Raw genomic sequence first — 13,838 nt, 5'->3', positions numbered from 1 at the left:
CAAGCAGCGCCTCCCCACAAGAGTTAATTGATCGATTGACTAAACAACCGGTCGCCCCTTAAATCCCGCCCCGACAACCAACCGTTCAAAATAATCCAGGGAGAAACCGACATGGCCGAGGCTTATATCGTCGCCGCTGCGCGTACCGCCGGTGGGCGCAAGGGGGGCCGCCTCGCCGGATGGCATCCGGCCGATCTCGCCGCGAAGGTGCTGGACGAGTTGGTCGACCGCACCAAGGTCGATCCCGCGCTGGTCGAGGATGTGATCATGGGCTGCGTCATGCAGGTCGGCGAGCAGTCCAACAACGTGGCGCGCAACGCCATCATGGCCTCGAAACTGCCGGAGAGCGTGCCGGGCACCTCGATCGACCGCCAATGCGGCTCGTCGCAGCAGGCGCTGCATTTTGCTGCGCAGGCCGTTATGTCGGGCGCGATGGACGTGGTGATCGCCGCCGGCGTGGAATCGATGACGCGCGTGCCGATGGGCCTGTCGTCGCAGCTTCCCGCCAAGAACGGCTTTGGCAATTACAAGAGCCCGGGTATCGAGCAGCGTTATCCCAACATCGTGTTCAGCCAGTTCACCGGCGCCGAGATGATGGCCGAGAAGTACGGCCTCTCCAAGGATGAGCTCGACGAGTACTCCTACAACAGTCATCAGCGCGCGATCGCGGCGACGCAGGCCGGCCGTTTCAAGACGGAGATCGTGCCGCTTGAGATCACCCGCGCCGACGGCTCCAAGGACACCCACCACATCGACGAGGGCATCCGCTTCGACGCCACACTCGACGGCATCAAGGGCGTCAAGCTGATCGCCGAGAATGGCAAGCTCTCCGCGGCCAGCGCCAGCCAGATCTGCGACGGCGCTTCCGGCGTGATGGTGGTGAACGAGCGTGGCCTGAAGCAGCTCGGCGTGAAGCCGCTGGCGCGCGTCCACCACATGACCATGATGGGTGGCGATCCCGTGATCATGCTCGACGCACCGCTGCACGCCACCAAGCGCGCGCTGGAGAAGGCCGGCATGGCGATCGACGACATCGACCTGTTCGAGGTCAACGAGGCCTTTGCCTCGGTGCCGACCGCGTGGCTGAAGACCACCGGCGCCGATTCGGAACGTCTCAATGTCAATGGCGGCGCCATCGCGCTCGGCCATCCGCTCGGCGGCTCCGGCACCAAGCTGATGACGACGCTGGTGCATGCCTTGCATCAGCGCGGCAAACGCTATGGCCTGCAGACCATGTGCGAAGGCGGCGGCATGGCGAATGTGACGATCGTGGAGCGGCTGTAAGCCCTCTCGTGTCCCGGACGCGCTGCAGCGTGAAACGCTGCGGCGCAGAGCCGGGACCCATGCCTCACAATGGACCCCGGATATCCGGGGAACGTTACTCCCAGCCGCGTAAACAGAGACATGACACACCCCTCCATCCACGCCCGCGCCACACCCGACAAGATCGCCTATCAAATGGCCGGGACCGGCAAGGCGATTACCTATCGCGAGCTCGACGAGCTCTCGAACCAGGGCGCGCACCTGTTCCGCTCGCTCGGGCTGAAGGCCGGCGACCACATCGCGCTGCTGATGGAGAACCGCCTCGCCTTTATGGAGATCTGCTGGGCTGCGCAACGCAGCGGGCTCTATTACACCGCGATCAGCCGCTATTTAAAGCAGGACGAGATCGACTACATCATCGCCGATTGCGGCGCCAAGGTCGTGATCACGACACCGAAATGTGCCGACCAGATCAAGACGCTGATCAAGGGTGCGCCCGGCGAGCCGGTCTTCTACATGATGGACGAGCCGCAAGCCGGCTTCCGCTCCTACGACAAGGAAGCCGCCGCACAGCCGACAACCCCGATTGCCGACGAGGTTGCCGGCTATGACATGCTGTATTCGTCGGGCACCACGGGCCGGCCCAAGGGTATCAAGAAGGCTTTCGAGGGCAAGCCGATCGACGAGCCGAACGCGTTTCTGCGCGTGCTCTGCGCCAGCATGTGCGGCATGAACGCCGAGACTATTTATCTCTCACCGGCACCGCTCTATCACGCCGCTCCCTTGCGCTTCAACATGATGGCTGTCCTGCTCGGCGGCACCTCCATCATCATGGAGCACTTTGACGCCGAAGATTTCCTGAAACTGGTCGAAAAGTACAAGGTGACCCAGGCGCAGCTGGTGCCGACCATGTTCGTGCGCATGCTGAAGCTGCCGAACGAGGTCCGTAACCGCTACGAAGTCTCGACACTGAAGGGCGCGATCCACGCCGCCGCCCCCTGCCCGGTCGAGGTCAAGGCCAAGATGATCGAATGGTGGGGGCCGATCCTGATCGAATATTACGCGGGCTCCGAAGGCAACGGCGTCACCGTCTGCAACTCGAAAGAATGGCTGGAGCACCGCGGCAGCGTCGGCCGCGCCGTGGTCGGCAAGATCAAGATTCTGGACGAGAACGATGAGGAGCTGCCGACGGGCGAGATCGGCACGGTCTATTTCGCCGATGCGCCGGTTTTCGCCTATCACAACGATCCCGAGAAGACGAAGAAGGCCTATAACGCAAAAGGCTGGTCGACGCTCGGCGACGTCGGCTATCTCGACAGGGATGGCTTTCTCTTTCTCACCGACCGCAAGTCCTACATGATCATCTCGGGCGGCGTGAACATTTACCCGCAGGAGACCGAGGACGTGCTCATCACCCACCCCGAGGTCGCCGACGTCGCCGTGTTCGGTGTGCCGAACGAGGAGATGGGCGAAGAGGTCAAGGCGGTGGTGCAGCCGCACGATCCCAAGCGCGCCGGCAAGGAGCTCGAGGCCGACCTGATCGCCTATTGCAGGAGCCGCCTCTCGACGATCAAATGCCCGCGCTCGATCGATTTCGAAGCCGAGCTGCCGCGCACGCCCACTGGGAAGCTGGTGAAGCGGCATTTGCGCGACAAATATTGGCCGATGGCGGCGGCGAAGATCTAGCCAGCGGCGTCATCGCCTCAATCAAACAAGCTCGGCGTGTGGTTCACCAGCGCGCCTTCGATCTCCAGCATCTTCAGCTTCGTCACCACGCCGCCATTCGCGGAGAAGCCGCCGGGCTTGTTGCCGGCCGCCAGCACGCGATGGCAGGGCACGACGATCGGGCACGGGTTGCGGCCGAGCGCCTGGCCCACGTCGCGCGACAGCTCGACACCGCCGAGTTGCTTGGCGATGTCGCCATAGGTGACGGTCTTGCCCGGCGGAATGGTGCGGGCGATCGCGTAGACCCCGCGGTTGAAGTCGGGCACGCCATCGAGATCGAGCGGGATGTCGGTGAGGTCATCCGGCTCGCCCGCGAGCAGTTTTGTGATGCGGTCGATCGCCTGCTGTACTTCGGCGGTCGGCGCGGCTTCGCTGGCATCGGCATGGCGCTGGCTGATGCGGGTGCGGATCTTCTGCTCACCGCCCATCGGCAGTTGCGTGCCGTTGATGCCGCGCGGACCCCAGGCAATGGCGCAAAGGCCGATCTTGCTGTCGAAGAGGGCAAAATGCTGGTCGGTCATAACTTCGTCCTTGGCTTGCGTTCCCCTCGCATGCCCCAATGTGAACTGAGCTCAAATCTAGACTTGGAAATAGTTGCGATCCACCCGGTTTCCGGGAATCTTGCACAGGAGTTCCGCCTTCCCTGTTTGCGAGCCCAGAATGCAAAGCCTCCACGTCAACGGATACGACATGCCCTATCTCGACGTGGGCGAAGACCGAGGGCGGCCGCCGCTGGTCTGCGTGCATGGTTCGCTCAACGACTTTCGTGTCTGGGGCTGCGTGCTCGGTCCGCTGTCCCAGCGGCACCGGCTGATGGCCGTCAGCCTGCGGCACTTCTTCCCCGATCGCTGGGATGGCGTTGGCGACACCTATTCGATCGCCCAGCATGTCGACGACGTCATCGCCTTCATCGAGGAGCTCGACCTCGGCCCGGTTGATTTGATGGGCCATTCCCGCGGCGGGCACATCTGCTTCCGCGTGGCGCAGCGGCGGCCGGACCTGCTCCGGCGGCTGGTGCTGGCCGAGCCCGGCGGGGAGCTCGACGCGAGCCTCGATCCAGACTATGCCGGCGGCCCCTCGCCGTTGCTGGCGCGGTTCACGGCCTCGGCCGAGAAGATCGCGGCCGGCGACATCGACGGCGGCCTTGCAGTCTTCGTCGACACGCTGGAAGGGCCCGGCACCTGGCCGCGGCTGCCGGCCCTGGTGAAGCAGAATCTGCGTGACAACGCCTTCACGCTGATCGGCCAGGTCCGCGACAACCGCCCGCCGTTCTCGAGGGCCGACGCGGAGTCCATCAGGATGCCGACGCTGTTCATCCTGGGCGCGCGGACCAAGGGCCTGCTGCCGAAAGTGCTGCATGCGCTCGCGGCGCATGTGTCGTATTCCAGGACGGCGGTCATCCCAAACGCAACGCACCCGATGTTCGAGCAGGCGCCGCAGAAATTCTCCGAACTGGTGCTGGATTTTCTGGCGGGCTGATCATGCAGACACTTCGCGTCAATGGTTACGACATGGCCTATCTCGAAGTGGGCGAGGGGCCGCCGCTGGTCTGCGTGCACGGCACGCTCGGCGATTTCCGCACCTGGTACTCCGTGCTCGGTCCGCTGTCGAAATCGCATCGCGTGATCTCGGTCAGCCTGCGGCATTTCTTTCCCGAACATTGGGATGCCGTCGGCGACGATTACAAGATGGCCCAGCACGTCGCTGACGTGATCGCTTTCATCGAGCAGGTCGAACCCGCGCCGGTCGATCTGATGGGCCATTCGCGCGGCGGTCACATCGCCTTTCGCGTGGCGCAGGCGCGGCCCGATCTGTTGCGAAAGCTGGTGCTTGCAGAACCCGGCGGCGATCTCGATGCGAGCCTGCCGGTGCCCGCAGGCACGCCCGCGCACCCGCCGCTGGCGGCGCGCACGGCGCGCTCGGTCGAGATGATCCGCGCCGGCGACATCGAGGGCGCGCTGCAGAACTTCTACGAAGGCATCGAAGGCGACGGCTCGTGGCGGCGCGTGCCGGCGGCGGCGAAGCAGCAATTGCGCGACAACGCGATCACCTTCCTCGGCCAGATCAACGAGCAGCGCAGGCCCTACACGCTCGCGGACGCGCAGGCGATCACGACCCCGACACTCCTGATCGGCGGCGGGGCGACGACAGGGAGCCTGTCGGTGATGTGGCGTGTGCTGGCCGAGCACATCACCGGGGCGAAGACAGCCGTGATCCCCAATGCCGGCCACTGGATGTTCGAGCAGGCGCCCCTGGAGTTCGGCGAGGCGGTGGACGCGTTTTTGGCGGAGTAAGTGGCCTCACACTCTTTTTTCCTCAAAAACAACCCCATGCACAGTAGCTGAGCCCAGCAATATCAATGACTTAGGTGGCGCGAAATGAGGCTGGACGCCCCCTTGGCCGCGCTTGACGCCCTTATCCCCTCGCCGTATCCTTGAATTCGGAATTCCGTATTCCCTCTCATGGTCTCGGAGCTGCCGGCGTGATCCCTCTCGACCCGCTTCCGAACTTGATCGACCAGGTCTATGCGCGGATCCTGGAGGCGATCTCCGACCGCACGCTGCAGCCCGGCCAGCGCATCCGGCAGAACGAGCTCGCCGACAGGCTCGGCGTATCGCGCCAGCCGGTGTCGCATGCGCTGCACCTGTTGCACCGGCAGGGACTTGTCGCCGAGAGCGGCCGGCGCGGCTTTGAAGTCACCCAGCTCGATCCCGCACGCATCCGCCAGCTCTACGAGGTGCGCGGCGCAATCGATGCCTTGGCGGCGCGGCTGGCAGCGGAGCGCGCAGGCGATGCGGCGGGACGCGCGCGGCTGGAGGCGGCGCTCGCCGCCGGACGCGGGATCGATGGCAAGACCACGCTCGCCGAGCTGATCGCGCTCGACGTCGCGTTTCATCGCGCGATCTATCGGCTCGCCGGCAATCCCGTGATCGAGGAGACGATTACGCCGCAATGGCCCCATATGCGCCGCTCGATGGCGACGGTGCTGTCGGAGCTCGATTATCGCGGCAGCGCCTGGGCCGAGCATGCCGACATTGCCGGACATATTCTCGCAGGAGATGCGAAGGCGGCCGAACGTGCGGCGCTTGCGCACGCGCAGACGGCGGGACGGATGACTGAGGAGAGATTGAGGGCGACGGAAGAGGCGGCGGCGTAGCGACCGCCACTGCCAAGACGTGGATGGCCGGCCAAGACGAGCGACAACAAATCAAAACAGGAGGACGCGCCGTGAAACTGTCCCAGGAGCAATTGGAGTTCTTCCACCACGAGGGCTGGCTGTTCCTGCCCGAACTGTTCAGTCCGGAGGAGGTCGATCTCCTCGCGCGCGAGGCGGTCGGCATCTATGACACGAACCGGCCGGAAGTCTGGCGCGAGAAGAGCGGCGCGCCACGCACCGCCTTTGCCGCGCATCTCTACAACGAGGCGTTCGGCATTCTGGGTGCTCATCCGCGCATGATCGGCCCGGTCGAGCAGCTGTTCGGCGAGCAGGTCTACATGCACCAGTTCAAGATCAACGCGAAATCCGCCTTCACCGGCGATGTCTGGCAATGGCACCAGGATTACGGCACCTGGAAGCGCGACGACGGCATGCCCGAGCCGCGCGCGATGAACATCGCGATCTTCCTGGACGAGGTGATGCCGATCAACGGCCCGCTGATGCTGGTACCGCAGAGCCAGAACGCCGGCGACCTCAAGGCCTCGCATGACCTCGCGACGACCTCCTATCCGCTGTGGACGCTGGACGAGGAGACCGTGACGCGGCTGGTCAAGCAGGGCGGCATCGTTGCGCCGACGGGAAAGCCCGGCGGCATGCTGATGTTCCACGGCAATCTCGTGCACGGCTCGGCCGGCAACATCACGCCCTATCCGCGCAAGATCGTGTACCTGACGCTGAACGCGGTTTCGAATTACATCCGTACCCCGACGCGGCCGGAGTACATCGCGCATCGCGATTTTGCGCCGATCAAGACGGTGGAGGACGACGCACTGGTGCGGCTCGCCCGTGCGCCGCGGCAGGCGGCGGAGTAGGACACTCTCGTGCCCCGGACGCAGCGCAGCGCGAAGCGGTGCGCTGCAGAGCCGGGCCCATACCACACGGATAGTTTTCTTTCTGGGTGCCGGCTCTGCGGAGTAGCGCCATAGTGCGTCGAAGACGCGCGTGAACGCGCTTATGGCGCTGCACCGCGTCCGGACCACCATACTTGATCGGGTAACAACATGAACCTCTTCCGCCTCCTCCAGGCCCGCGCTGCCGCCGGCAAGCCCGTCCGTGTGGCGCTGATCGGCGCCGGCAAATTCGGCTCGATGTTCCTGGCGCAGGTGCCGCACACGACGGGGCTGGAGGTACCCATCATCGTCGACATCGATCGCGACCGCGCGCGCGAGGCCTGCCGCACGGTGGGCTGGAGCGCCGAGCGGATCGCCGCCACCGTCTTCACCGATGATGGCGCGCGCGCCATCGCCGGCGGCGCGATGGACGTGGTGGTGGAGGCGACCGGCAATCCCGCCGTCGGCATCAAACACGCCCGCGCGGCGATCGCGGCCGGCAAGCATATCGTGATGGTCAATGTCGAGGCCGACGTGCTTGCCGGTCCGCTGCTCGCCCAGGAAGCCCGCAAGGCCGGCGTGGTCTACTCGCTCGCCTATGGCGACCAACCGGCGCTGACCGCGGAAATGGTGGATTGGGCGCGCGCCACCGGTTTTCATGTGGTTGCCGCCGGCAAAGGCACAAAATATCTGCCGGCCTATCACGACGTGACGCCCGACAGCGTCTGGCAGCATTACGGGTTGACCGCGGGCGAGGCGCAATCGGCCGGGATGAATCCGCAGATGTTCAACTCGTTCCTCGACGGTACCAAATCGGCGATCGAGATGGCCGCGATTGCGAACGCCTGCGGACTGGACGTGCCTGCGGAGGGCCTGCTGTTTCCACCCTGCGGCGTCGACGACCTGCCGCATATCATGCGGCCGGGCAGCAAGGGCGGCGTGCTGGAGCGATCGGGCGTCGTGGAGGTGGTCTCCTCGCTCGAGCGCGATGGAAGGCCGGTGTTTCGCGATCTGCGCTGGGGCGTCTACGTCGTGCTGGAGGCGCCGAACGACTACGCCGCCGACTGCTTCAGGCAATACGGCCTCAAGACCGACGGCAGCGGACGGTACGCGGCGATGTACAAGCCCTACCATTTGATCGGCCTCGAGCTGAACATCTCGGTGCTGTCGGCCGCGCTGCGGGGCGAGCCGACCGGGCAGCCCCATGGTTTCCGCGGCGACGTCGCCGCCGTGGCAAAACGCAATCTGCGCGCCGGCGAGATGTTGGACGGCGAAGGCGGCTACACGGTGTGGGGCAAGCTGTTGCCGGCGGCCGCGAGCCTCAAGGCCGGCGCGCTGCCTATCGGGCTGGCGCATCGCGTGAGGCTGAAGCACGACGTCGCCCATGGCGAGATCGTGCGCTGGAGCGATGTCGAGTTCGACGCGGGCAACGAGACGATCAGGACGCGGAAGGCCATGGAAGCGGCGTTCATTAGCGCAGAGTAGGCCCTGTACTCATAAAATCGAGATTTATTGGTGCGGACTGAGCGATGTCCGCTGGCCGCCACATGTGCGCGACAGAGGGGCGAACATGCTCTGCTGAGTTCCGCCGCCTTCACCAGTCCATTGATTTCAGTGGCAACCATGGCAAGGTAGCTCGCGCGGCACAACCAGTTGGACGCATGATGATGGTGGGCTCGGTCGTCAATGAAGATCGGCTCGCGAAAGAAAGTTTTTCTTTTGGGCCCTTTGAATTAATCCCGGAGCGGAGACGTCTAGAAAAATCGGGTGTACCACTTCAGTTGGGCGCCCGTAGCTTGGACATCCTTACAGTTCTTGTCGAGCATGCTGGCGAAGTTGTCAGCAAGAAGACTCTGCTAGCTCGGGTTTGGGCCGGCGTCACCGTCGACGAGGGTAGCCTTAGATTTCATATGGCGGGCTTGCGCAAGGTGCTCGGCGATGGAGAGGCCGGAGCGACGTATGTCACGACCGTGCCAGGACAAGGGTATAGCTTCGTGGCGCCTGTCTCACGAACGCTCAAGCCTGTTGCTGAAATCGCAAAATCGGGTCGACGCTCAACATTTCCGAATCGCCTTGGCAGGATGATTGGCAGGGACGACGCCGTGCAAGCGATCTCCTCGCATCTTATGGCCGAACGATTCGTGTCCATTGTCGGTCCGGGCGGGATCGGAAAAACAACTCTGGCAATATCTGTCGGCCACCAACTCACTACAGAGTTTGCCGATCTGGTTCACCTTATTGACCTGGGCTCACTTTCTGATCCGCATCTCGTGGCGGGTACGATCGGCTCGGCGCTCGGACTTGCCGTTGACGATCGCGATCCTATCCCCGGCCTTCTGGCCGCACTGCGAGACATCCGAGTTTTGCTGGTGCTCGATAGCTGCGAGCGTGTGATTGAGGCGGCTTCTGCGCTGGCAGAAACCATCTTCGAGGAAACGCCGCAAGTTTACATCTTGGCAACAAGCCGTGAAACCTTGCGGGTCAGAGGCGAGCACGTTCATTGGATAGCTCCCCTCGAGTTTCCGCCTGAGGGTCCCAATGCACGAGAGGCGATGGCATACGCTGCAGTACAGCTTTTTGTCGAACGCGTTACAGCAAGTCAGCCTCAGTTCATACTCAACGACGTCGATGCACCGGTCGTGGCCGAGATCTGCCGAAAGCTCGACGGAATCCCCCTCGCAATCGAACTCGCAGCTGGTCGTGTGGGCGCTTACGGAGTCCATGACGTTTTGCGGCTCCTCGACCACAAGTTCGAGCTCTGGCGAGGCCGGCGAACGGCGTTGCCGCGACACCAGACTCTGGCTGCAACGCTCGACTGGAGCTACGATCTTTTGCCGGAGCTTGAGCAGATTATCCTGCGCCGACTATCTGTTTTCGTTGGGCCGTTTACGATCGAGGCTGCCTTCGCGATCGCGGCCGGAGATGATTTGGACGATTCGCAGGTGATCGAGTCCGTTGCCAGTCTTGCCGCCAAGTCACTTCTGACAGCGAACGCTCGTCTCGCCATCCCGCTATACCGATTGCTGGATACCACCCGCGGGTATGTGCAGGAAAAGTTGGCCAGAAGCGATGATGCAAACCTCGTTGCTCGCCGTCATGCTGTCTATCATTTAACTTTATTCGAGCGGATTGGGGTCGAGCTGTCCGGTTTCCGGAAGAGCGAAAATGCGTCTGCCTCCAAGCTCGTTCGGTCCCTGAAAGGGGCAGGAAGCAACAATCTGACCGAAGCATCGGTTGCCACTAATGGTCGGCCGATCGATGAGATCCGCGTTGCCCTCGACTGGGCGCATGGCAAGTCTGGTGATTCGCTGCTAGCGCTCGACCTCACGGCCGCTGCCGCACCGGTCTGGATTCATCATATGCTCATAGACGAATGTCGGGAGCGGACAGAGCAAGCGGTTTTCCAAATCGACGAAAAGCTGGGTCGTGACGCGCGCCGGGAGCTCCGCCTCTTCTTCACTTTGGCGGTTGCGCATATGGAATCGACCGGGGACGCTGCGATCATCGACGATGCGTGGTTGCGTGTATCCCGATTGGCTGAAGAACTGGACGACAACGAATATCAGCTGAGGAGCTTATGGGGTCTCTGGATAGGGCGATACCTAAGAGGCGATTTCCCCGGTGCACTGCAGATCGCCGAAAAATTCGTCAACCTGCCTGATGGCGCTATCGATGTCGCTGATCGTTTCGTCGGAGAGCGGATTTTGGGAGTGACGCGGCACATTCTAGGGGACCAAGCCGGCGCCCGGCGACATCTGGAAAAAATGCTGGCAGGCTACGTCGCGCCGCCAGGGCAAATGCACGCCCTGCGATATCAGTTTGATCAACATGTGGCTGCCCGAACGTACTACAGCCAAACGCTTTGGTTGTTGGGTTTTCCGGACCAGGCAGCCGCGGTCGGCAAACACGCCTTCGATCATGCGACGGCACTTGGACACGATTTTTCTCTTCTCTATGCGATTGCCTTCGGCGCTTGCCCTCTAGCGCTTGAGATCGGCAATTTTGATGCTGCGGAAGCGCTCATCTCAACTATGCTTCATCGAGAAGCGACGTTCAGAGCAATGGGAGTATGGGGCCGCTGTTATGCGGGTATTCTGGAGATGAAGGGTGGCCACACCGCTGCGGGCCTTGCCCTGCTTCGCGAAGGCTTGAATGGCTTCCCCCCGACCGGCTTTCAAAGCCGCTATTTATTCCTTCTGGGCAATCTCGCACTCGGTGAGTCTGATATCGGCGATCACCGCGGAGCCAATACAACGATCGAAAGGGCGCTGGCTCAATCGGAAAGGAACGAGGACCGCTGGTTCGTCGCTGAACTGCTGCGCATCAAGGGTATCCTGGCGCTCAATCAAGGTGGCGCGGAGGCGCTCGTGTCGGCCGAAGCGCACCTCAATCACTCTCTCGAGTGGTCACGCCGCCAAGGCGCAATATCCTGGGAGCTCAGGACGGCGACAACTCTGGCATCCCTGATGCAGAAGCAGTCGCGTATCGGTGAGGCACGGGAGCTGCTAGCGCCCCTTTACGTTCGTTTCTCCGAGGGACTTGCCACTGCAGATTTAGTCAAAGCTCGTTCTCTGCTGACATTGTTGAACGAGCCAACCTAGCTTGGATCAATAAGGATTCGCAGCGTGATAGAGCCAATGCACGCCAGCCGCTACGAGAAAGAAGATGCCACGCCCACTCACCCCCGCAGAGCGTGATCTGGTTGCCTTTATTCTAGGTCAGCATTCGCCCTTGCAGGACCATTTTGGGCTCGTCGAGGAAATGAACGACGGTGGGATGGGTAGCCTTCTCTTTGTCGGCGCGGCAGATCGGCGTTTCGGCCGATGTATTGGCGAATGCGAATTCGACGATGCCGATGGAGTGCTGGTGTCGGTCGCGCTGAACCTCGGCCAGCGCGACGAGTTGTTTGAACTTGATCTGTGGAAAGTCGACTTTTCGCCGCTACAGAGGATCGCCGTCCTAGGTGATGTCCGTCCCTCACGGTGGTTGCGACACACGCTCAGATAAGCCAGATCTGAAGCCGTTCGAACCGGCTCGGCCAGCGGACCGCTCCGGGTCACAGTCTGACCTGGGCAACGATCCCGGACGTATCCGCTTTGGCTCTCGGTCAGGGAAGCAGTCGCTCTTGCTTTGCCTGCCTGAACCACTTCCGGAACATGTCTTCCGTATCCATCATCTCGGTGAAGCCGGCGCGGTTGATCTTCACGGTCGAGACGATCGAGGGCGGACCGGATTCGGTGTGGCCATAGCGCAGGCTGTAATCGGCGTATTGGAACGAGAGGCCGACGAATTCGGCCAGCGCAGGCGATGCTAGGTCGTGCTTGCGCCGCAGCGCATCCCAGGGAGCGACCCAGCTCGGGAATTCCCTCGCGAGCGACAGCGGGACCGGCCTGCCCGGCTTCATCTCCAGTGCATCGGCGACCGCAGGCCAGATGTTCTCCCAGGTAAAGACGTCGCCATTGGTCACATTGAAGGCCTCGTTGCGCGCGGCCTCGGCCTCGCCCGACCAGGCGATGGCGCGGGCGAGAAGATCGACGTCGACGGCCTGCCCCACCCGCGGAGCGCCGCCGGGGTAGTCGAGCGGCCTGCCCTGCTCGCGCAGCATCGCGGCATAGACGCCGAGCGGCGGGATCAGGTCCATGGCGCCGCCCATGGCGAGACCGACGATCAGCACCGGCCGCAGGATGCTCCAATGCCAAGCCTTGCCGGTTTGGAGGTCGCGCAAGAAGTTTTCCTGCGCCCAGTAGAAGTTGGGCTGCTCGTACATTTCGGAGCGGCCTTCGCGGGCCGGCACGGTCAAGGGGCGAACGTGGACACCATAGGCCTTGGTGCCCTGCAGCAGGGCGACGTGCCTGAGGCCGGGCGCCACAGGCTCGAGCGCACCCATCAAATTGCGCAGCATCAAATCGTTGGTCTTGATTTGCTGCGGGTCGCGCCAGCCGTCGACGAGCTGCGGCGCCTCGTAGAGCGCGGCGTAGATCAGATGCGTTGCGCCGCTCAGTTCCGAGGCGGCACGCCCGCAATCCGCTGCGCTGGTCAGGTCGATCGGTACATGACGGGCACCGTAGAGGTCGCGCGGCTTCCGCCGGGACAGGGCAATGACATCGCACCCGCCCGAGACGCCGAAGTGTCGCAACGCGGCATTGCCGACGAGACCGCTCGCTCCGGCGACCACGAATTTCTTGCCCGTCATGCGCGAGCCTCCCTAGTTTTTGAATGACCGAATAGCAGATCGCTTGCAGGCCCGACTTGCGTCAGGCCGGCGTTCGCACCTGCGAGGCGCCCATGAGACTTGATTCCGGCGAAGCGCCCGGTCATCCTCGCCGCGGAACCGCAACGATCGGAATTCCATCTTCGAGTGCCCGCAAGGGCCGTTCGGAAACGCCACAACGTCTCAACAGACAACGTCGAGCGTCGACGAAGACAAGACGACACCAAGATCGGTCCCTGGTCGAAGCATCGACTTAACGGAGGGAAGCGCATGGAACGTCGTAAATTCCTGACGGCAGGCGGATTGGGCCTCGCCGCCAGTGCCGTCGCTGCGCCGGCGATCGCGCAGTCGATGCCCGAGATCAAATGGCGATACGCCGCGAGCTGGCCGAAGGCGCTGGATACGCTCTACGGCGGCTGCGAGTATTTCGCCAAGCGCGTTGCCGAGATCACCGACAATCGTTTCCAGATCCAGCCATTCGCCGCCGGCGAGATCGTGCCGGGCCTGCAGGTGCTCGACGCCGTCGCCAACGGAACGGTGGAGATGGGCAACACCGCGCTGTATTATTACTGGGGCAAGAACCCCGCCTTCA

The 13,838-nt window shown here is 63.1% G+C and carries 12 protein-coding genes (1 of these 12 cut by a window edge); 10 read left to right on the top strand and 2 right to left on the bottom strand.

Annotated features, from left to right (window positions below):
• Positions 1–111 precede the first annotated feature (111 nt).
• Together IVB42_RS22560 and IVB42_RS22555 are read left to right on the top strand one after the other, a co-directional pair.
• Positions 112–1,284 carry an acetyl-CoA C-acetyltransferase gene (locus IVB42_RS22560; protein WP_018453284.1) on the top strand — a complete coding sequence of 391 codons (1,173 nt, stop codon included), beginning with the start codon at positions 112–114 and terminating at the stop codon, positions 1,282–1,284.
• Positions 1,285–1,404: 120 nt separating this feature from the next.
• Positions 1,405–2,949, top strand: coding sequence for an acyl-CoA synthetase (locus IVB42_RS22555; RefSeq protein ID WP_026232503.1), 1,545 nt, complete (start codon positions 1,405–1,407; stop codon positions 2,947–2,949).
• Between the two features lie 17 nt (positions 2,950–2,966).
• Here IVB42_RS22555 and IVB42_RS22550 read toward each other — a convergent pair whose 3' ends face one another.
• Positions 2,967–3,509, bottom strand: coding sequence for a methylated-DNA--[protein]-cysteine S-methyltransferase (locus IVB42_RS22550; protein WP_018453282.1), 543 nt, complete (start codon positions 3,507–3,509; stop codon positions 2,967–2,969).
• Between the two features lie 139 nt (positions 3,510–3,648).
• Here IVB42_RS22550 and IVB42_RS22545 point away from each other — a divergent pair, with 139 nt between their 5' ends.
• From IVB42_RS22545 to IVB42_RS22515, 7 genes are all read left to right on the top strand, one after another.
• Positions 3,649–4,467: an alpha/beta hydrolase gene (locus IVB42_RS22545; protein ID WP_247299308.1), complete on the top strand. Its 819-nt coding sequence runs from the start codon at positions 3,649–3,651 to the stop codon at positions 4,465–4,467.
• 2 nt (positions 4,468–4,469) lie between these two features.
• Positions 4,470–5,282 (top strand): alpha/beta hydrolase, encoded by an 813-nt coding sequence (locus IVB42_RS22540; RefSeq protein ID WP_247299307.1) that lies wholly within the window; start codon positions 4,470–4,472, stop codon positions 5,280–5,282.
• A 188-nt stretch (positions 5,283–5,470) separates the two neighbouring features.
• Positions 5,471–6,145 (top strand): GntR family transcriptional regulator, encoded by a 675-nt coding sequence (locus tag IVB42_RS22535; RefSeq protein ID WP_018453281.1) that lies wholly within the window; start codon positions 5,471–5,473, stop codon positions 6,143–6,145.
• A 71-nt stretch (positions 6,146–6,216) separates the two neighbouring features.
• Entirely contained in the window at positions 6,217–7,017 is an 801-nt protein-coding gene (locus tag IVB42_RS22530; RefSeq protein ID WP_018453280.1) for a phytanoyl-CoA dioxygenase family protein, read from the top strand.
• Between the two features lie 189 nt (positions 7,018–7,206).
• Positions 7,207–8,520 carry a Gfo/Idh/MocA family oxidoreductase gene (locus IVB42_RS22525; protein WP_018453279.1) on the top strand — a complete coding sequence of 438 codons (1,314 nt, stop codon included), beginning with the start codon at positions 7,207–7,209 and terminating at the stop codon, positions 8,518–8,520.
• 44 nt (positions 8,521–8,564) lie between these two features.
• On the top strand, positions 8,565–11,636 hold the full coding sequence (locus IVB42_RS22520; RefSeq protein ID WP_083926317.1) for a winged helix-turn-helix domain-containing protein: 3,072 nt from the start codon (positions 8,565–8,567) through the stop codon (positions 11,634–11,636).
• Positions 11,637–11,700: 64 nt separating this feature from the next.
• Positions 11,701–12,042: a hypothetical protein gene (locus IVB42_RS22515; RefSeq protein ID WP_026232500.1), complete on the top strand. Its 342-nt coding sequence runs from the start codon at positions 11,701–11,703 to the stop codon at positions 12,040–12,042.
• 100 nt (positions 12,043–12,142) lie between these two features.
• Here IVB42_RS22515 and IVB42_RS22510 read toward each other — a convergent pair whose 3' ends face one another.
• On the bottom strand, positions 12,143–13,228 hold the full coding sequence (locus tag IVB42_RS22510) for an NAD-dependent epimerase/dehydratase family protein (protein ID WP_247395381.1): 1,086 nt from the start codon (positions 13,226–13,228) through the stop codon (positions 12,143–12,145).
• A 288-nt stretch (positions 13,229–13,516) separates the two neighbouring features.
• On the opposite strand from IVB42_RS22510, the gene IVB42_RS22505 reads away from it, so the two are divergent.
• A protein-coding gene (locus IVB42_RS22505) for an ABC transporter substrate-binding protein (protein WP_018453275.1) crosses the window boundary here: on the top strand, positions 13,517–13,838 show its 5' end (the start). Its footprint extends 767 nt past the window's final position; 322 of the gene's 1,089 nt are visible here — the first part of the coding sequence; the start codon lies at positions 13,517–13,519; its stop codon lies off the right edge, out of view.

Source organism: Bradyrhizobium sp. 45, from assembly GCF_023073155.1.
Classification (GTDB): domain Bacteria; phylum Pseudomonadota; class Alphaproteobacteria; order Rhizobiales; family Xanthobacteraceae; genus Bradyrhizobium; species Bradyrhizobium canariense_D.
This window is presented reverse-complemented; position numbering and strand designations above follow the sequence as displayed.